Origin of the sequence: Paenibacillus sp. FSL H8-0537 (assembly GCF_038051995.1) — a bacterium.
Taxonomy (GTDB): Bacteria; Bacillota; Bacilli; order Paenibacillales; family Paenibacillaceae; genus Pristimantibacillus.
In genome coordinates this window covers 5,958,601-5,976,977 of sequence record NZ_CP150290.1, presented here as the reverse complement: position 1 = coordinate 5,976,977, position 18,377 = coordinate 5,958,601, and the positions used below count along the sequence as shown (strand labels likewise).

The window sequence follows — 18,377 nt, the reverse complement described above, 5'->3', positions numbered from 1 at the left end:
AAGAAGAGGTGAGGACGTAATGAGGTTTACGAAAAAAATCGTATCCGCTGCCCTGGCGGCAGCTGTTGCGGGGACGGCGCTGTCCGGATTGCCGCTCAGCGAGCGGGGCGTGCTGGAGAAGCTCGGCTTTGTCCAGACGGCGCATGCGGGTGCCGCTGATTCCTTTTACAGCAGTGATTTTGTCAAGCGCCTGCTGGAGCTGCATCAGTATTTGCAAATGGGCGATCCGGCTGACGTACAGGAGGTCAGAGACCTGCGTGACGAAATTGCAACGCTCAGCTTTGAAGCCAATGGCGATTTGATTGCACCGATATGGAATAAGCTGTCCGGCAAAATAGACCCCTCCGTTCAGCAGCCGCTTTTCGACTTTATGGTGGCGGCGGGAAGCCTGCAGTATGATCCTTCTTTTGATAATTTGGAGGCGATTCGCAAAAATCCCTCCTATAGCGGCGCTTTGCAGGCAGTAGCAGCACTCGCGAGGCAAAATCATCTCACAGTTGATGACGCCATGCAGTTTATGAATGCGCTGGAGCAAAAAACGACTTCGCTCGTTTCGGAGAAAAGCAATACCGAGCTGCTGATGCTAATGGCGAGCGAGAGCGAGCAGACGAAGCTGCTGGGCGATGCGCTGGAAACGGTTCTTTCCGATACCTCGACCTACAAAGTGAGTGCTGTATTGGCCAAGCTGGACATTACGAAAAAAGACATGGTAGATACAGTCACCAACTTCCGCAAGCAGCTTAAGAAGGAAGTTCCGGCCATCCGCTCCATGATGATTGCTTATATGCGGTCAGGTGCGAAGGAGACGGTGGAAATCGACCACGAGGGCCGAAAGCATACGTACAAGCTCTCGATTTTTGGTCGTGAGGTTCCAAAGGAACTGCTGGCCTGGTCCAAAACGGCAGGCAGCAAAGATGTAAAAGTTGCGCAGTCGGGCGTGGTGACGATACTGGGCTCGGTCGTTTCTGCGAAAGCGACGCTGCGGGCAAGCCTGCTCGGCAAAGTGCTTTTCGAGAAGGAAGTGACGCTCGGCAAGGAAGAGCCCGAAGTGCCGGTGGACGATCTTCTAGCCGATTACCACAAGGAAATGAATACGATCATTGCGCAGTGGTCGCAGTCGACGTCCGAGCAGCAGCAAGTGCTGCTAGGTGAGGCGGTAGAACTGCTGCAGACGACCTGGAAGCAGGAAAATACATTCGACGTTACACCATATATTACGGTGGACCAGGGCTTTATCATTTTCAAGCCGCCGGTTGAGGTGATGCAAAACTATTTGACTCGCCGCGAAGCGGTATGGAAGGTGCTCAGTGAAAGCTTCTCCAAGCTGGAAACGGGCAGCGGCATTGACCGATACATTGTGAATACGCCTTATTTCAATTTTAGCGAATATTTGAGTGGCAGGGCAGCGTCAGCGGGAGCGCAAGAGGGAAGCGAGAGCGATGAAACAGCGGCACTTGCTCCTTCAGATGCTGGCGAGGCTGTTGCCGAAGCTGCGACGGGGACTGTAACAGAGGCCGTTGCTGAAGCGGCCGCAGAAGTTGTAACCGAAGCCGTAACAGAAGCCGTGCTGGAGGATTCGCTTGAGACGGAGCTGTCGATTGTTATCCCAACGCAGCAAGCAGCGGTGATTGAAGATCAAGCGGGCCCATCCTTCCAAGATCTGGGCAGCGTATATGAATGGGCAGGCAAGGAGATTGAAGCGATAACAGCCAAAGGCATTATTGACGGTGTGGAGGATTCGCGTTTTGATCCGGGCAAAATGGTGACACGGGCGGAGTTTGCCAAAATGCTCATTCGTTCGCTCGATTTTAAAAATGATGCATCAGCCAGCACATTTAAAGACGTGCCTTTAACTCAGTGGTATGCCCCGTATGTGGGCACAGCCGTGGAGAAAGGTCTTGTCCAAGGCCGAAGCGGCAATCGCTTCGAGCCGGAGGCGACCATTACGCATGCTGAAATGGCGACGATGATTGCAAGGGCAGCGAAGCTGTCGAAGGGGCTGGAAGAGCCAGCCGATGTAAAAGCAGCGCTTGCCGATTTAAAAGATGCGGACAACCTGCATCCATCGTTGAAGGCGGGCGTTGCCTTCGCGGCAGCAAACAGCCTGCTGCCACTGGAGCAGGGCAGCTTTCCGGTCAATGCCAATACGACTCGCGCCGAAGCAGCGGTCATGCTGTATCGTTTGATCAATCTATAGCGCAAGCTATTGTTTAAGTTTTTACCTGCTGCAGGATGGCCCAAATGCCGGATAAAGGTGACAACACCTTTGTCCGGCTCTTTTCGCGTAAGAAAGGATGGATACAGGATGAAAAAGCGCATTTGGAAAACGATTTTAATAACCACAGCAACGCTTGCCATTTTGCTTATCGGCACCGTTGGTTTTTTCTATTGGAAAATCAGCTCAATCAGCTTGGAGGATATCCAGCAGCGTCGTGCCGCTTTAGTAGCTGAGCAGGATGGAGTGGCGCCAGCCTCTGGAGGGGCGGGCAATCAGGTGGAGCTGCCGTCCTCACTGGATAGTGCGGTGGGCAAAGCGGAGCAAATTGCAGGCAAAACAATCAAAAGCGATGACGCGCTGGACGCAGCCGCTATTTTGCTAAACTCCGGGTTGTCATTCCGTGAAATGTATATTTTGCTGGGGCAATCGGACGAGGAGCTGACGACGGAGGAAAAGCAGGCCATACGCGATTTGCTGCTGGCAAAGCTGACGACGGAGGAAATCGACGCCCTGCGCTCTATTACGAAGCAATATGGAAAGTATTTGGCGATTGTGGATGTGAACTATCCGATTGAAGCGGTTGGCGAGAAGGACGATGCGAAGCGCAAGGCGATTTTGGAAAAAGCAAAGCAGGCCAAGAAAGACGAGGAGGTCGAGGGCAAGCAAGCTGCGGAGGCGAATGCTCAAGAGACGGCTTCCTCTCAGGCAGGCTCGGCAGGCAAGACGGACGTTGCAGCTGAAACGGATGAGTCAGGCAAGCAGTCAGGCGAGAAAGCGAATACGGGTACAGGCGACAAGACTGCCAGCACGGCGAAGGATGATCAAAGCAAGACTAAAGCACTGGGCAGCAAATATGAGTCACAGCTAACCGCATTAAAAGGAAAATGCGTCAGCAATGCCAATCAATTAATGACACAGGTCGTTGCGGCAATAAACAAAAGCACGGAACTGGATGAAAAGGCGTTGCAAGGGGAGCTGCTGGGGAAAATTGCTGCTGCAGAGGCTTCTTGCGATAAACAATACCAAGCATTAATTAACAAGGCTGAAACAGAATATAAGGAAGCTGGTATAGCCTTTGCTAAAAAATCAACGTGGACGCAGGAATATCAATCCATTAAAGCGGAAATTCGCAGCAGCGCCATCAACAAACTGAACGCTGTTCAAGCAAGCGGATAAGGGGCACCGACTAGGATGGATTTTGCGAAGGGTCGCCGGATGAAGTGCGGTCGCGCACAACGCGTTCAAGCAGCATCCGGACAAGCTCTAAATCCTCCTGCTCCAGCGGAACGCCGTCCCAATGAAGCTGCTCATGGTTGAAAAACTCCTTGGCATTGTTGCTCGGCTCCTGTTGGTCAGGATAGTCCGTTAATCCTAGCAAATAATCGGATGTCGTAATTAATTTCTTCGCAATGCTTTGAATGGTCTCCAAAGTAGGCTGCCGATAGCCGGATTCATAGCCTGCATAGGTACTTTTAGCCACGCCTACGGTATCCGCTAGTTGCTGCATGGAGTATTTTCTTTTTTTTCTGAGTTGTTTAAGGCGTTTAGCAAACATGAGGACCTCCTATTAACCTTCGGTAACTACAAACATTTTACAGATATTAAAAACCAATTACAACCGATTCCAGCCCCCGCCGAATGGCGTAAAAGGCTAGATTTTTCAACGGCTGATCATTTAGGCCTATGTCTAGATTAACAACCTCGGAGCAGCAACACAAGTCTTGTAATTTGAACAATTTCTTGAATAAATATATTTTTTGAGCATAGTGAAAAATAAAGTATATATTATTACAAATTATGACACGTTATTCGGTTTTCGACATGGCGTTTTGTCGCTAATGGTCGTTAAATGCTTGCGAAAAAAATACCCTGAAAAACCAAACAACCTGACATTATACCTTCTGGCGTCAGGTTGTTTAGTTATTCTACATTTATTTGTTCAAAAAATATTGGTCTTAAACGATTATCATCGTCTTCTTCGTCCAGCCAAGATCAGGCTGAGAATGAACACCAGTACAACTGCGCCAATTAACGCTGGAATGAAATAGAAGCCGCCGATGACTGGACCAAGCTCGCCGAAGATCAAGCCTCCGAGCCATGCGCCGACAAAACCTGCAATAATATTTCCAATGATGCCTCCGGGAACGTCACGTCCAACGATCATTCCTGCGAGCCAACCGATAATGCCTCCTATGATTAATGTCCATAAAAAACCCATATTGATCACTGCCTTTCTCTTTGTGTTTGTGCTGTTCACCAATGTGTGGCTTGTGTCAGCTGTTGTAGTGTCTCATGTTATCTATGTAACCATGTTTACGCGCCGCTAATCAAAATTATACAGGAAGATATTGGTCATGCTATGTATAGCAGTACTTATTGACATGAAACCAAAAGGTTTCGTATAATCCGAAGGGAAACCTAATGGTTTCGTATGTATACGCATAATTAGCTGTATAACTAGCTGTATAACTAACGGCGTAGATGAGGCAGCGAATGAAAGGACAACAGGCAATCAAATGCCTGTCCGTCCTCACGGACACAGAATCCGCTATTTGTTATAGAAAGTGAACTTACCCTAAGGCAGCGGACAGGAGAGGCGTTATTTGTCCGATAGAGCCGTAAAATGAGGTTTAAAAGCACAAATAAGAGCGCTGGTGTCCGAGAGAATAGGAATTGCAATGATTTTGCGTATATAACGGATCTGGTGTCCGCAAGAACTTTAGATGATACTAAGATGATAAAGCGATTATAAGAGGAGACGATCAGCAATGAGCAGCGAAGCGGCAAATACGCTGCCGGATATCCGGCAGACGCTGGTGCTTAAAGCGCCAATAGACAAAGTGTGGAAGGCAGTAGCGACGTCTGAGGGCATTGCCGCATGGTTTATGCCCAATGATTTTCAGCCGGAGGAAGGCTATGAGTTTCAGCTGGAAGCTGGCGCGTTCGGAAAGTCTTCCTGCAAGGTGACGGTCATTGATCCGCCTAACCGCCTCTCCTTCAAATGGGGCAAGGACTGGACACTCACCTTCGAATTAAAGGCTGTAGGAGAAGAGACGGAGTTTACGCTCATTCACGGCGGATGGAATGAGGGTACGGTGACGGAGTTCGGACAGCCGCATGAAATCGTGCGCGGCCATATGGACAAGGGCTGGACAGGCATACAGCAAAGGCTGGCTTCTTATGTCGAATCGCAGTAGCGACGCGGCGGCGGAGCCGAAGGCAGAGGTGTTCCAAGCGATTGCCGATCCGACCCGCCGCAGCCTGCTTCGGCTGCTTGTGGATGAGGAGATGCCCGTCACTGTCATTAGCAGCCATTATGAGATGAGCCGGACGGCGGTATCGAAGCATTTGCGAATTTTGGCAGAGGCGGGACTGGTCAAGGAGCGCAAGGTTGGCCGGGAAACCCGTTATCGGCTCGATGCGGAGCCTTTGCAGCAGCTAAAGCGATGGCTCGCTTTTTATGAGCGTTATTGGGAAAATAAGCTCGGTGCGCTTAAGCGTTACGTAGAGGAAGATGGTCAGGGGGAGGGAGCGGATGCTTTTTCGGCTCCAGCAGTTGTGAAAGAGCCAGCTGCGAAGCGGGATTGAAGCATGAGCTCCGCTCATCTGGCTGCTCCGATTTCCGATGCTTCCGTCCATATGATCTCTGAGCATAGGTGTATACGATAGATGAGTTGACAATTTCCTGATTTTTCGTCATACATATATAGAGCAAGGAAGAGAATGGGCAGCAAGGAACCGGAGGTTATGGACAATGGGCAGGAAAATTATGTTTACAGGCGGAGGGACGGCAGGCCATGTGACCGTTAACTTGGCGCTGATTCCCCGTTTCGCGGAGGCTGGCTGGCAGATCCATTATATTGGATCGGAAAACGGCATAGAAAAGCAACTTACTGCTCCACTAGAGCAGCTTACATATCATGGTATTGCGACAGGCAAGCTTCGCCGCTATTTGGACTGGCAAAATGTGAAGGACCCCTTCAAGGTCATCAAAGGGGTTTTTCAAGCTTATCGGCTCATTCAGCGGGAGAAGCCGAACGTTATTTTTTCCAAGGGCGGCTTCGTGTCCGTCCCGGTTGTGCTGGGAGCGTGGCTTAATCGGGTGCCGGTGCTTATTCATGAATCGGATCTGACGCCGGGACTGGCAAACCGAATTGCGATCCCTTTTGCAACGGGCGTGTGTACGACTTTTCCCGAGACAGCGCAGCACTTGCCTTCAGGCAAGGCGCATTACGTTGGCGCAGTCATCCGTGATGAGCTGAGGCAGGGCGTAGCCTCGCGAGGCAGAGCCTATTGCGGTCTGCTGCCCGCATCCGGAGCAGCTGATGCAGAAGCCTCAACAGCCTCAGGTGCAGCAGGCAGCATACAGACGCTAAGCCAGGCGCCGCAGGGGAAGGCGTCAAAGGAAAGCGCCGACTATGCGGCTAATCCTGCCAAGCTGGTCGTGAACATTTCGGGAAAAAGTGTGAGAGCAGAAGAGCCTGCGGTAGAAACAGCAAAAGCAATAGCAGCAGTAGAAGCAAAGGGTGCGGCGCGCGTAGAGACGGGCGGAGCGAAGCCCGTTCTGCTCATTATGGGCGGCAGCCTCGGATCGCGGGCGATTAATAAGGCGGTGCGCAGTGCGCTTAGCGAGCTCACCCGCCAATTCAGCATCGTTCATTTATGCGGCAAGGGACAGGTGGAGCCAGCCCTTGAAACGGCGGATTACAAGCAGTTCGAATACATTAATGAGCAGCTTCCCGATGTGCTGGCGATGAGTGACATCGTCCTTTCCCGCGCCGGCTCTAACGCGATTTTTGAGTTTCTGCATTTGCGCAAGCCGATGCTGCTTATTCCGCTTACGAAAGCACAGAGCCGGGGCGACCAGCTGCTTAACGCAGATTCGTTTAAGTCTTCTGGCTTTTGCGAGGTGCTGCATGAGGAGCAGGTGACGCCTGATACGCTGCTGTCGGCGATTGAAGACGTCTACCAGAATCGCGCCGCATACATTAATCGGATGGAGCAGGAGGAGCGCCGCGACACCTTGTCGCAGCTGTATGAACTGATTGTATCGTCCGCGCGGAAATAACAGGCAATTCCGTATAGCGCAGCAAAGGCGTTTAGGCGATGAAATACAGGCGAGATTTCAATAATCCATTCGATTTTAACTGGAAACGATGATATGATGTTACAAAAGAATGTCGGAGGGATTACCCGGTGGAGTATATTAGTACAAGAGGAAATGTAGGCAAAATCGGATTTATCGACGCTTTTCTAATGGGTCTTGCAGATGACGGAGGTTTGCTCGTTCCGAGTGAAATTCCTGTTTTTTCGGCTGAAAAGCTGAAGGCGTGGCAGAACCTGTCTTATCAGGAGCTGGTGCTGGAGATTTTCGGTTATTTCACGAATGATGAAATTCCGGCGGAAGACTTGCGGGCGATGGTGAATGCCAGCTACGGAACATTCCGCGATCCAGGCGTTACGCCTGTTCGCCGCTTGAAGGACAACCTGTATTTGCTGGAGCTGTTCCACGGCCCAACCTTTGCATTTAAAGACATTGCGCTGCAATTTATGGGCGAATTATATACGTATGTATCCCGCAAGCAGAACAAGACGATTCATATTCTTGGCGCGACATCCGGCGATACGGGCGCATCGGCGATTCAAGGCGTACGTGGCAAAGACGGTATCAAAATTTGCATTTTGCATCCGCATGGCAAAGTCAGCAAGGTGCAGGAGCTGCAAATGACGACAGTGCCGGACGACAACGTCTTGAACCTGTCGGTCGACGGCAATTTTGACGACTGCCAGCGCATCATTAAAGATTTGTTTGCTGATTTGGAGTTTAAGTCCGCGAACCATCTTTGTGCAATTAACTCCATTAACTTTGTGCGCATTTTGGCGCAGACGGTTTATTATTTCTATGCTTACTTCCAGATTGCGAAGCAGCAGGATGTGCAGGAAGTCAATTTCAGCGTGCCGACTGGCAACTTTGGCGATATTTTCGCGGGCTACCTCGCGAAGCGCATGGGTCTTCCGGTGAACAAGCTGATTTTGGCAACGAACGAAAACAACATTTTGGAGCGTTTCATCAAGGAAGGCGTGTATATGCCGGGAGATTTCCGCAGCACGTACAGCCCTTCGATGGATATTCAAGTGGCAAGCAACTTCGAGCGTTATTTGTATTATGTGCTGGGTGAAAACCCACAGCTGATTACAGAGCTGATGAACCAGTTCCGCAAGGAAGGCAAGCTCGTCATTTCTGGCGATGATCTGCAGCGGGTTCAAGCCGAATTCGGCGCTCATGGCGTTGGCGGGCAGGAATGTCTCGATACGATCAGCAAATACAACGCCGAAAGCGATTATTTGCTTGACCCTCACTCCGCTTGTGGCGTGGCGGCAGCTGATCAATGTGCACAAAGCGGCGATGTAACGATTTCGCTGGCTACGGCGCATCCGGCCAAGTTCGACGAAGCGATACGTCTTTGCAGCATTGAGCAGACCTTCCCTGAGCAAATTTCGTCCTTGTTCGAGAAAACACAGCGCCAGACTCGCGTTGAAGGCACGCAGGAAGCGATTGTCAGCGAGCTGTTGAAATTTTATAACGCATAATCGCGCTTAAACAGCGGGAGCAGCCGGTCAGAGCCTATCTGATCGGCTGTTTGTGCACAATGAGGTAAAGGAACGTAGAGAGGAGGCAGTTGATTAATGGACTATAGTGGAAAAATAGTGCTGGTAACCGGCGCCGCGCGTGGCATTGGCTTTGCTGTTGCCGAAGCCTATACGAGGCAGGGCGCCTTCGTTATTGCGGCAGACCGCGACAGCGAAGGCGCCAAGAAGGCGGCGCTTCGTATACAAGAGCAGGGTGGCAAAGCTGCCGCCTATACCATTGATTTGGCTCAGCCAGCGGCAATTGAAGCGATGTTCGCTTTTATTAGCGAGACCTACGGCGGTCTGGATGTGCTGATTAACAATGCGGGTTATGCGGTGTGGAAGTCGCCGTACGACCTGGAGGTTGAAGAATGGGATGCGCTGCTCCACACGAATTTGCGCGGCACTTTTTTGTGCGCAAGGGAAGCCGCTAAGTTGATGCGCGGCACCGGAGGAGGAGCCATCGTCAATATGGCCTCGACGCGTGCCCTAATGTCTGAGCCCAATACGGAGGCGTATGCGGCTTCCAAGGGCGGCATTGTGGCGCTGACGCATGCACTGGCGGTTTCTTTTGGTCCTGATCGCATTCGCGTGAATGCGATCAGCCCCGGCTGGATTGAAACCGGCGATTATGAAGCGCTGCGGCCGGAGGATCACAGCCAGCATCCGTCCATGCGGGTCGGCAAGCCGGAGGACATCGCAAAAGCGTGTTTTTATTTGACCGATCCGGGCAATGATTTCGTTAATGGCATTAATCTCGTCGTCGATGGCGGCATGACGCGCAAAATGATTTACGAGGAATAGCGTCATTTCGTATCAGTATCGCAAGCACTAAGCCTAAGCTACTATTGCAACTTGCATAGCGCTGGCGTAGAATAAGACAAAATCAAGCAGGAATAAAGGGAGGAGATGGGAGTATGGAACGAAAGCCAAGGCAATGGCGCAGCCGGTTTTGTCCGTCCAGCCCGAAGCACATTTCTATTCCCATTCCTTTGAAACACCAAGGCATTTGATGCTTTGGTGTTTTTTTATGCCTTTTTTTCAAAATATAAGATTGTATAAGTTCCCCCCCTTATACTCTGCTTCTTGCGAACGTTAATCTAACTGGAGGTGCATGATCAATGATGAACAACAGGTATAAGAGAGTGCTGATTAAGCTGAGCGGAGGAGCGGTTGCAGGCGGAAGCGAGTTCGGCTTTGAACCTGAAAGGTTGGAGCATATCGCGAGCGAGGTGCTGTCCGTCGTGAAGATGGGCGTAGAGGTATCGCTCGTTATTGGGGGTGGCAATATTTTTCGCGGCAATATGGGCGAGAGCTGGGGCATTGAACGTGCGGAGGCGGATAATATTGGTACGCTGGCGACGGTTATTAACAGTCTGATGCTCAGAGGCGTGCTGAAAGCCAGAACGAAGAAGGAAGTGCGCGTCATGACGGCACTGCCGGTCAGCAGCGTTGCCGAGCCTTACATCCGTTTGCGTGCGGTGCATCATTTGGAGAAGGGGTATATCGTCATTTTTGCTGGCGGTAACGGGCAGCCATATGTGACGACGGATTATCCATCGGTGCAGCGGGCGATTGAGGTAGGGTGCGATGCGCTGCTGGTCGCCAAGCAGGGCGTAGACGGCGTGCTTGACGCCGATCCCAAGCTGCATAAGGGAGCGCGGAAATTCAAATCGCTGCACTACAATGATGTGCTGGATCAGCAGCTTAAGGTGATGGATCAGTCGGCCTTTATTTTGGCACGGGACTATAATCTGCCGATTCATGTGTTTAATTTCGACAAGCCGGGCTCGATGAAGGCAATTTGCCATGGCAGCCATGTTGGCACGCTGATCAGCAACAGCTCGGTGCTGGAAATGGATGCCTGATTTTTTTAAACCTCCTCATCTATCAACCTAATGACTGAATGAACAAATAGCCATGCAGCCATCAAGCTGCAACCTTCTAATTGGGAACACCGTCCATATAGAAAGCTTGTAAATGGTCATTGGGGGTAGGGATGAAGTTGTTCAACACAAAAACGTCAAGAAAGTCTAACAAGAGCGGGGAAGCCTGGCGCGGCTTGCTGGCGCTTACGCTTCTAGCAGCGATTGTATGGACGGGTGGCCCGCACAGTGCAGCGATTGCCAGCGGGAAGCAAGCAGCAAGCCAATTGCAGGAGCAAGGGCAGGAGCAAGCCGCTGAGGCCGTCTCCAAAAGCTTTACGCAAATAGAAGCCGCCCATAACTATACGATTGCACTGCGCAGCGACGGCACGGTTTGGGCTTGGGGACGCAATTTGTGGGGAGAGCTTGGGCTGGAGGGAAATCCAGGCTTTCGCAATACAGTAGCGCCCGTACGTTATGCCGGACTTTCCGATATTGTCTATATTCATATCAATAAGAGTGATCAAAACTATATGGCGGTAAAGGCAGACGGAACGGTCTGGACCTGGGGCCACAATGACAGCAGCGGAAAAGATGCAAATGGGCTTCGGCAGGTGGCGGGCGCTGCTGGCGTAGCGAAGGTGGCAGGCGGATATGGTTATGATATAGCTTTATTGAAAAATGGTACGGTCTCAACATGGACGAAGCAGCAAGCCGACACCGGAAAGCTCAGCTTTGGAAAACCAGCTGCCGTGAAGGGCTTAAATCAAGTCGTGCAGGTTGCATACGGTTATCCTAAGGCTTACGCCGTGAAGAAGGATGGAACGGTATGGAGCTGGCAGCCTGTGGCGGCGCCCCGAGAGGGCGTGGAGACGATTAAGCCTACAGCTCCTGCTAAACGATCTGGCTTGTCTGGCATAACCTCCATCGTCGCGTATAGCGGCGGTATGATGGCATTAGATACGAAAGGAAAAGCGTGGAGTATTGCTGAAAATGGCAAAAAACAAGCTCTGTATCCGATACTTACGCTGAAGGAGATAAGCGGTAGTGCGGGCAGCCTGCTTTTGCTGACGACAGGTGGCGAGGTTTTTGCTTATGGACAGACCGCAACTGGCAAACAGGGCAAAGTGCGGGGGCTCACCCGGATCAAGCATATCGCAGCCGGGGAAGACCACGGCGTTGCCATAGATGAGGATGGCAAGGCATGGGGCTGGGGCCACAACAAGTTCTATGAAGCAGGCGGACCATCCGTGCGCAGCGATGGCATGGTTTATACGCCTATGCTGGCAAGGCCGGCTGTTGATACCATCATAAATGGGCAATGGCTAAGCAGCATTTACCCTACACTTCCGCAAGGAGAGACGGTATATGTGCCGATAAAAGATGCGGCTAAAGCATTAGGCATGACGATGAACGCCGTTCTTAATAATGAAGGCTTTAGAATTTATACGCTTAAATACAAGGAACGCTTCGCAACCTTCCGCATAGGTGATACTCAGGCGAAAGCAGGCAATGTAACGTTTGAGCTGCCAGAGGCTCCGATTGTTTATTCCGGTGCAACGGCCGTTCCGTACCAGTTGCTGGAGCAAGGCTTGGGGCTCACGGTTCAATGGAACGAGCAGCTCAGCCAGTTGACAATTTCGGATTAGTTGTCGAAAGAAAATAAAGAGTTAGACTGATATCGTTAATTTAATGTTTTTTTATAATATAAGAATCGTCAGCTTTTGAAAAATAAATTGTAGATTGATTCATTAATAAAAACAGCGGAAGTCTGAGGCTTGATGAATAAAGACTTAGACTTCCGCTGTTGTCATTCAACTATAGTGTCCCGTTAGTTCGATCATATCAACTCTGAGATAAACATTGGTGTAGCTCCATCCTCTGTATTAAAGCCGAATTTATTATAGAAATCCACTGCATGAGGATAAGAAATTAATACTTTTGTTTTACACCCTTTATATCTATCAAGCATTATATTCATCATTTCCTTACCAATACCTATATTCTGATAACTCGGATTAATAAGCATATAATGAAAATATACCGTTAAAACACCATCAGACAAAGCATTTATTAAACCGACAAGCTTTTCTCCTTCCCAAGCGGTAACAATGGAATGAGACCCTCCGATTGCTTGTAAAAGCTCGTTTGGATACTTGCCAGACTCCCATTCTACCGAAAGAAATAACTCTTGGAGTGCATCCTTAGTGATATCCTCTTTGCTTGAAGCGTAATAAATACTCACCCCTATACCTTCCTTTCATAAAAACTAACTACGGCACAACATCTGTTTTAAACTCCCATATTTCGATGGTTTTGCAATCCTTACGAAGCCATAAAATAATACCGCCAAAGCAATTTCGGATTTCTCAAAGTGAATAATCACTTTATTTACCTCATTATACTATTAAGAATATGTATAGAAAATGGATTAACTGATTTGGAATTTGTATTTACTTACATTAGAGAATTCATGAGAAACCTTCTTTTACTACGAGTCTAATCCTTTATTTTTGCCGAACATCAGTCTAACCAATAAGGAAAAAACCTTTAATAACCTCAAATAGCCCTCGGCCCACCTTGCTTCGTGGACCGAGGGCTATTTTTTGAAATATGGGAAAGGATATATTTTCCAATCCTTTCTCTATACTACTCGGAATGAAACGCGCTGCGCCGCTAGGACGGCGACAGCCGTTTCACCTTGCATAAGCCGCTATATAATTTGCTGCTTTGGCAAGCAGGGTAAAGCGTGCGTCTTGTCGAAAGTAATGGGATACAGCAGCGTTCATGCTGCAAGACATCCGCTTACGACACAACACATTAATAGTGTAAGACGCTATTGCTGAATCGTTCTTCTCCTGTACCAACAAGCTCTGTCACTGAATTCTCATACTGTTCTAATTGTTCAAGCGCCTTCAGTTTACTGCTGCTGCTAGTCATAAGCTGAGCCACAATTGCTTCGCCGGGGGCGACGACGGTTATGTCTCCGTGATTTCTCTCCCCGATGATTGCGCCGTCATGAATAACGGCGTTTTCGCCAATAATGGCTCTATGAATAATAACATTGCGCCCAATTTTTACACCGGGCATGATGATGCTTTCGGCGATGCCGCTGCCTTTTCCAATGCTGACTCCTGCGCCCAGCACCGAGCGTGAAATCCGGCCTTCGATTGTGCAGCCAGGGTGGGCAATGCTGTTGCTCAGCACAGCTTGCGGGCTGACATAGGGGTTTCGTACCGGCTGAACCTCTTTGGACCTAAGAGGCCAAGTTTCTGTAGTCAAGCTCATCTCGCCGTCAAGCAGCTCCATGTGCGCTTCCCACAGGCTTTCTACGGTGCCGACATCACGCCAGTAGCCCTCATATGGATAAGCGTTCAAGTTTTCCTCTGCAGCCAAAATGGCGGGAATAATATCTTTGCCAAAGTCATGGCTTGAATGAGGGTTTGCGGCGTCCTCCAGCAGGATGCTTCTCAAATCTTGCCAGCGGAATAAATAAATGCCCATAGAAGCCAAGTTGCTTTCCGGGGTTGCTGGCTTCTCTTCAAACTTCACAATGCGGGACTGCTCGTCCGTATGCATAATGCCGAAGCGATGGGCTTCACGCCATGGAACCTGCTTGACGGCAATGGTGGCCATTGCCTTGCTTGCCTTGTGAAATTCCAGCATTGGGCGATAATCCATCTGGTAAATGTGATCGCCTGATAAAACAAGCACATGCTCCGGATGATGCTCGTCCACATAAGCAACGTTGCGAACAATCGCATCGGCCGTTCCCGTATAGCAGCCTGAGCTTGATACCCGAGAAGCTGGCAGCATCGTAATTTCGCCAGAATGCTTCGTCGTTGTTGAGCGCAGCCAAGCTTCTCCATCCGTAATGTGGTCGTGAACCGAATCGGAGCAATATTGAGTGAGCACGCCAATGGTGCGAATGCCTGAGTTAATGCAATTGCTTAATGGAAAGTCAATCATGCGGAAGCGGTCGCCAAAAGATACGACGGGCTTGGCCATTTGGCCTGTAAACGGTGCTAAACGACTTCCTTGTCCTCCAGCTAGCAGCATAGCGATGCAATCGGTATTATGCATTAGGCTTTTTCCCTCCAGGCCGTCCGTGACGGGTTGTTGTAAGGTATTTTTAAACGACTGAAGGGCGCTTGAAACGATTGAGTCAAAATCAATTTTTAAGGTTAATATTAGCTTTCGTGAGCATTACTATACGTTCATTGCGAACATAAAGCGGGTGAAATGGATGGAAATCTCCACATTGTCCGAAGAAGAAATTTTTCTGTTTCATGAAGGAACATGGGCGCATAGCTACCGAAAAATGGGCGCTCACCAAGCAATCGAGCATGGAATCGAAGGCACTCGCTTTAACGTTTGGGCGCCGGAAGCGCGGGAGGTTCGTCTGGCGACGGATTTTAACGGGTGGCATGGCGGCAATGAGCCGCTAAACCGGCTTAACAAGTCCGGCATCTGGACAGGCTTCTTCCCGAATATGCCGAAGGGCGCTTTGTATAAATATGAAATTGTAACCCAAAATGGTGAGAGGCTGCTCAAAGCCGATCCTTATGCCGTATATGCCGAGGTAAGGCCGCAAACTGCATCCCGCGTATGGTCGCTGGACGGTTATGCATGGCAGGATGAGGCGTGGATGCGCGGGAAAAAAACGCCGTATGCCCGTCCAATGAACATTTACGAGGTGCATCTTGGCAGCTGGCGCAGGCATAAGGATGATACGCTGCTTTCCTACAGCGAGCTGGCTGATCAATTGGTCGCTTATGTAGCGGACATGGGCTATACCCACCTGGAGCTGCTGCCGCTAACCGAGCATCCATACGATAAATCATGGGGCTACCAGCCGACGGGCTATTATGCCGCGACTAGCCGCTACGGTGAACCGCAGCAATTAATGGAGCTGATAGATCGGTGCCATCAAAACGGGATTGGTGTCATTCTCGACTGGGTGCCGGGGCATTTTGCCAAGGATGCGCATGGCTTGCGCCGCTTTGACGGCTCGGCTTTGTTTGAAAATGAAGACCCGCTCATTGCCGAGAAGCCCGGCTGGGGAACGCTCGCCTTCGATTACGGAAAGCCGGAGGTTTGCAATTTTTTAATTTCGAATGCATTGTTTTGGTTCGACCTGTTTCATATTGATGGCTTGCGCGTTGATGCGGTCACCAGCATTGTGTATCATGATTTTGATAAAAAACCAGGCCAGTGGCGTCCGAATGAATTCGGCGGCAAGGAGCATCTCGAAGGCATCGCTTTTTTGCGCCAGCTGAATAAGACCGTTTTTCAATATTACCCGCATGCCCTTATGATGGCCGAGGAGTCGCATGCTTATCCCGGCGTTACGAAGGCAGTTGATGAAGGCGGGCTTGGTTTTAACTACAAGTGGAATATGGGCTGGATGAATGACACGCTAAGCTATGCGAAGCAGTCTTTTTTCGAGCGAAAAAATCATCATAATTTGCTGACCTTTCCGATCTGGTATGCTTGGCAGGATAATCATGCGCTGCCGCTGTCTCATGATGAGGTCGTGCATGGGAAAAAATCGCTGCTGAACAAAATGCCCGGCAGCTACGAGCAAAAATTTGCCGGACTACGGCTGTTCTACGGCTATATGATGACTCATCCGGGCAAAAAGCTGCTGTTCATGGGCGGCGAATTTGCCCAGTTCATCGAGTGGAAGGACGACGCGGAGCTTGACTGGCTGCTGCTGGATTATGAGCCCCATTGGCGGATGCAGGCTTATACCCGCAGGCTGAATAAGCTGTATGCCCAGGAGAAAGCGCTGTGGAAGCTGGACCATGATTACAAGGGCTTCGAATGGATTGAGCACGAGGATCATTTGCAAAGCGTCCTTTCTTATCGCAGATTAGCCAGCCCGAAGGGTGAAGCGCTTATCATGCTGTGCAATTTTACCGATTACGCACATCCGGTTTATCGTATTGGCGTGCTAAGCGCAGGCGATTATGAGATTGTGCTGAATAGTGATGAGCCTGCTTATGGCGGGTCGGGTTTTCAAGCGGAGCTGCTGCGGGAAGGTGGAACTATTGCATCCCAGCGCATCAACTGGCATGATAAGAAAAACAGCGTAGAGCTGCCGCTGCCGCCGTTATCTGTCCTTATTTTGCGGAGGGTAAAGGTGAAGCGTTCCTGATAGATCGGCATTGCAGCATTATGAAACCAAAGAGCAGGGGATGAAAAGCATGAACGTATTGTTTGCGGCTGCGGAATGCGTGCCATTTATGAAGACGGGCGGCCTTGCTGATGTAGCAGGCTCTCTGCCGGAAGCATTGAATGAGAAGGGCGCGGATGTCCGCGTCATTATGCCGCTTTACGCTTCGGTGAAGGACGTATATCGGGCGCAGATGAAGGAGCTTGGATTTATCTATGTATCAGTAGGCTGGCGCCATGTTTACTGCGGCATCAAGGAGCTTGTCCATGAAGGCGTCGTTTATTATTTTATCGACAATGAGCATTATTTCCGTCGTGGCTCGGCTTATGGCTATGGGGATGACGGCGAGCGTTATGCTTTTTTCTGCCGGGCGGTGCTTGATGCGCTGCCGGTGATGGGCTTCATCCCGGATGTGCTGCATTGCCATGATTGGCATACGGGCATGCTTCCTGCTTTGCTCAAGCATCATTATTGGCATCGGCCGGAATATTCCCACGTGAAGACGGTGTTCACCATTCATAATTTGCAATATCAGGGCAACTACCCTCATCAGGCTTTAGGCGACTGGCTGGGGCTGCAAAATGAGATGTTCACTCCGGACGGAGTCGAATATCATGGTTCGGTGAGCTTTATGAAGGCGGGCATTCAGCTTGCTGACCGGGTAACGACAGTCAGCCCGACCTATGCCAATGAAATCCGCACAGCTGAATATGGTTATGGCATGGATGGCACGCTGCGGGCGAAAGGCGAGCGGCTCCTAGGAATTGTTAACGGCATCGATGCGCGCAGCTACAACCCGGAGACCGATCCGTTCATTCCATTCCCATACAAGGACAGCCTTAAGCTGAAAAAGCAAAACAAAACGGCACTCCAGCAGGAGCTCGGACTGCCGGTCAACGATGCGATTCCCCTCATCGGCATGGTCGGCAGGCTTGTGGATCAAAAAGGGCTGCCGCTTGTGCTGGAAGTGCTGGACGAGCTGCTGCAAACAGAGGATATACAGCTTGTGCTGCTTGGCACTGGTGAACCCGAGTTGGAGCACGCGTTCCGCGCCGCTCAGTATCGTTATCCAGGCAAAATGGTTTCATGGATCGGCTTTGATGATGGCATAGCCCGCCGTATTTATGCGGCATCCGATATGTTCCTCATGCCGTCCTTATTCGAGCCATGTGGAATTAGTCAGCTTCTGGCGCTGCGTTACGGCAGCTTGCCTATCGTCCGCGAGGTTGGCGGGCTCAAGGACACCGTTCAAAGCTACAATGAGTGGACGGGAGAGGGCAACGGCTTCTCCTTCGCCAAATACAATAGCCGAGATATGTTGAATACGATTCGTTATGCTATTCATATTTGGTGGAATGAGTCCCATCGAAGCAAGCTGACTGCAGCCGCCTTTGCCGGCGATTACAGCTGGGGAGCGTCGGCCGAGCAATACATAGCCCTGTATAAAGAGCTGATTCAATAAAGTTTCGGGACAAAAGGAGTGTGA

General features: G+C 50.3%; 15 protein-coding genes. 11 read left to right on the top strand and 4 right to left on the bottom strand.

Annotated elements, in window-relative coordinates; genetic code table 11:
- Positions 1–19 precede the first annotated feature (19 nt).
- Positions 20–2,197: an S-layer homology domain-containing protein gene (locus tag MHB80_RS25320; protein ID WP_341279556.1), complete on the top strand. Its 2,178-nt coding sequence runs from the start codon at positions 20–22 to the stop codon at positions 2,195–2,197.
- Positions 2,198–2,305: 108 nt separating this feature from the next.
- Positions 2,306–3,394, top strand: coding sequence for a hypothetical protein (locus MHB80_RS25315; protein ID WP_341279555.1), 1,089 nt, complete (start codon positions 2,306–2,308; stop codon positions 3,392–3,394).
- A 10-nt stretch (positions 3,395–3,404) separates the two neighbouring features.
- Here MHB80_RS25315 and MHB80_RS25310 read toward each other — a convergent pair whose 3' ends face one another.
- Both MHB80_RS25310 and MHB80_RS25305 read right to left on the bottom strand, forming a co-directional pair.
- Complete coding sequence (locus MHB80_RS25310) at positions 3,405–3,773, bottom strand: helix-turn-helix transcriptional regulator (protein ID WP_341279554.1); 369 nt, start codon at positions 3,771–3,773, stop codon at positions 3,405–3,407.
- Between the two features lie 411 nt (positions 3,774–4,184).
- Positions 4,185–4,436 (bottom strand): GlsB/YeaQ/YmgE family stress response membrane protein, encoded by a 252-nt coding sequence (locus MHB80_RS25305; RefSeq protein ID WP_341279553.1) that lies wholly within the window; start codon positions 4,434–4,436, stop codon positions 4,185–4,187.
- A 550-nt stretch (positions 4,437–4,986) separates the two neighbouring features.
- Here MHB80_RS25305 and MHB80_RS25300 point away from each other — a divergent pair.
- The 7 genes from MHB80_RS25300 to MHB80_RS25270 all read left to right on the top strand — a co-directional run bounded on the left by MHB80_RS25300 (position 4,987) and on the right by MHB80_RS25270 (position 12,362).
- Entirely contained in the window at positions 4,987–5,415 is a 429-nt protein-coding gene (locus tag MHB80_RS25300; protein ID WP_341279552.1) for an SRPBCC domain-containing protein, read from the top strand.
- Positions 5,399–5,806, top strand: a complete 408-nt coding sequence (locus MHB80_RS25295) for a metalloregulator ArsR/SmtB family transcription factor (RefSeq protein ID WP_341279551.1) — start codon at positions 5,399–5,401, stop codon at positions 5,804–5,806. Before MHB80_RS25300 ends, MHB80_RS25295 begins: the two co-directional genes overlap by 17 nt.
- Positions 5,807–5,972: 166 nt before the next feature.
- The gene (locus MHB80_RS25290; RefSeq protein ID WP_341279550.1) at positions 5,973–7,286 is read left to right on the top strand and encodes a glycosyltransferase; all 1,314 of its coding nucleotides are present in this window, start codon (positions 5,973–5,975) and stop codon (positions 7,284–7,286) included.
- A 128-nt stretch (positions 7,287–7,414) separates the two neighbouring features.
- Entirely contained in the window at positions 7,415–8,809 is a 1,395-nt protein-coding gene (thrC, locus tag MHB80_RS25285; RefSeq protein ID WP_341279549.1) for a threonine synthase, read from the top strand.
- Between the two features lie 96 nt (positions 8,810–8,905).
- Entirely contained in the window at positions 8,906–9,652 is a 747-nt protein-coding gene (locus tag MHB80_RS25280) for a glucose 1-dehydrogenase (RefSeq protein ID WP_341279548.1), read from the top strand.
- Positions 9,653–9,972: 320 nt separating this feature from the next.
- Entirely contained in the window at positions 9,973–10,716 is a 744-nt protein-coding gene (gene pyrH / locus MHB80_RS25275; protein ID WP_341283073.1) for a UMP kinase, read from the top strand.
- A 131-nt stretch (positions 10,717–10,847) separates the two neighbouring features.
- Positions 10,848–12,362 (top strand): stalk domain-containing protein, encoded by a 1,515-nt coding sequence (locus tag MHB80_RS25270; RefSeq protein ID WP_341279547.1) that lies wholly within the window; start codon positions 10,848–10,850, stop codon positions 12,360–12,362.
- Positions 12,363–12,553: 191 nt separating this feature from the next.
- On the opposite strand, the gene MHB80_RS25265 is transcribed toward MHB80_RS25270, so the two are convergent.
- Together MHB80_RS25265 and MHB80_RS25260 are read right to left on the bottom strand one after the other, a co-directional pair.
- A complete protein-coding gene (locus tag MHB80_RS25265; protein WP_341279546.1) occupies positions 12,554–12,958 on the bottom strand; it encodes a GNAT family N-acetyltransferase in 405 nt (134 codons plus the stop codon).
- Between the two features lie 575 nt (positions 12,959–13,533).
- Positions 13,534–14,796, bottom strand: coding sequence for a glucose-1-phosphate adenylyltransferase (locus MHB80_RS25260; protein ID WP_341279545.1), 1,263 nt, complete (start codon positions 14,794–14,796; stop codon positions 13,534–13,536).
- 163 nt (positions 14,797–14,959) lie between these two features.
- Between MHB80_RS25260 and glgB the strand changes: the two genes are divergently transcribed.
- Positions 14,960–16,873 carry a 1,4-alpha-glucan branching protein GlgB gene (glgB, locus tag MHB80_RS25255; protein WP_341279544.1) on the top strand — a complete coding sequence of 638 codons (1,914 nt, stop codon included), beginning with the start codon at positions 14,960–14,962 and terminating at the stop codon, positions 16,871–16,873.
- Positions 16,874–16,922: 49 nt separating this feature from the next.
- Entirely contained in the window at positions 16,923–18,353 is a 1,431-nt protein-coding gene (gene glgA, locus MHB80_RS25250) for a glycogen synthase GlgA (RefSeq protein ID WP_341279543.1), read from the top strand.
- Positions 18,354–18,377: the final 24 nt, after the last annotated feature.

Coding starts and splice junctions, on each gene's coding strand:
- MHB80_RS25320 (WP_341279556.1), top strand. CDS start 20: ATGAGGTTTACGAAAAAAATCGTATCCGCTGCCCTGGCGGCAGCTGTT.
- MHB80_RS25315 (WP_341279555.1), top strand. CDS start 2,306: ATGAAAAAGCGCATTTGGAAAACGATTTTAATAACCACAGCAACGCTT.
- MHB80_RS25310 (WP_341279554.1), bottom strand. CDS start 3,773: ATGTTTGCTAAACGCCTTAAACAACTCAGAAAAAAAAGAAAATACTCC.
- MHB80_RS25305 (WP_341279553.1), bottom strand. CDS start 4,436: ATGGGTTTTTTATGGACATTAATCATAGGAGGCATTATCGGTTGGCTC.
- MHB80_RS25300 (WP_341279552.1), top strand. CDS start 4,987: ATGAGCAGCGAAGCGGCAAATACGCTGCCGGATATCCGGCAGACGCTG.
- MHB80_RS25295 (WP_341279551.1), top strand. CDS start 5,399: ATGTCGAATCGCAGTAGCGACGCGGCGGCGGAGCCGAAGGCAGAGGTG.
- MHB80_RS25290 (WP_341279550.1), top strand. CDS start 5,973: ATGGGCAGGAAAATTATGTTTACAGGCGGAGGGACGGCAGGCCATGTG.
- MHB80_RS25280 (WP_341279548.1), top strand. CDS start 8,906: ATGGACTATAGTGGAAAAATAGTGCTGGTAACCGGCGCCGCGCGTGGC.
- pyrH (WP_341283073.1), top strand. CDS start 9,973: ATGAACAACAGGTATAAGAGAGTGCTGATTAAGCTGAGCGGAGGAGCG.
- MHB80_RS25270 (WP_341279547.1), top strand. CDS start 10,848: ATGAAGTTGTTCAACACAAAAACGTCAAGAAAGTCTAACAAGAGCGGG.
- MHB80_RS25260 (WP_341279545.1), bottom strand. CDS start 14,796: ATGCATAATACCGATTGCATCGCTATGCTGCTAGCTGGAGGACAAGGA.
- glgB (WP_341279544.1), top strand. CDS start 14,960: ATGGAAATCTCCACATTGTCCGAAGAAGAAATTTTTCTGTTTCATGAA.
- glgA (WP_341279543.1), top strand. CDS start 16,923: ATGAACGTATTGTTTGCGGCTGCGGAATGCGTGCCATTTATGAAGACG.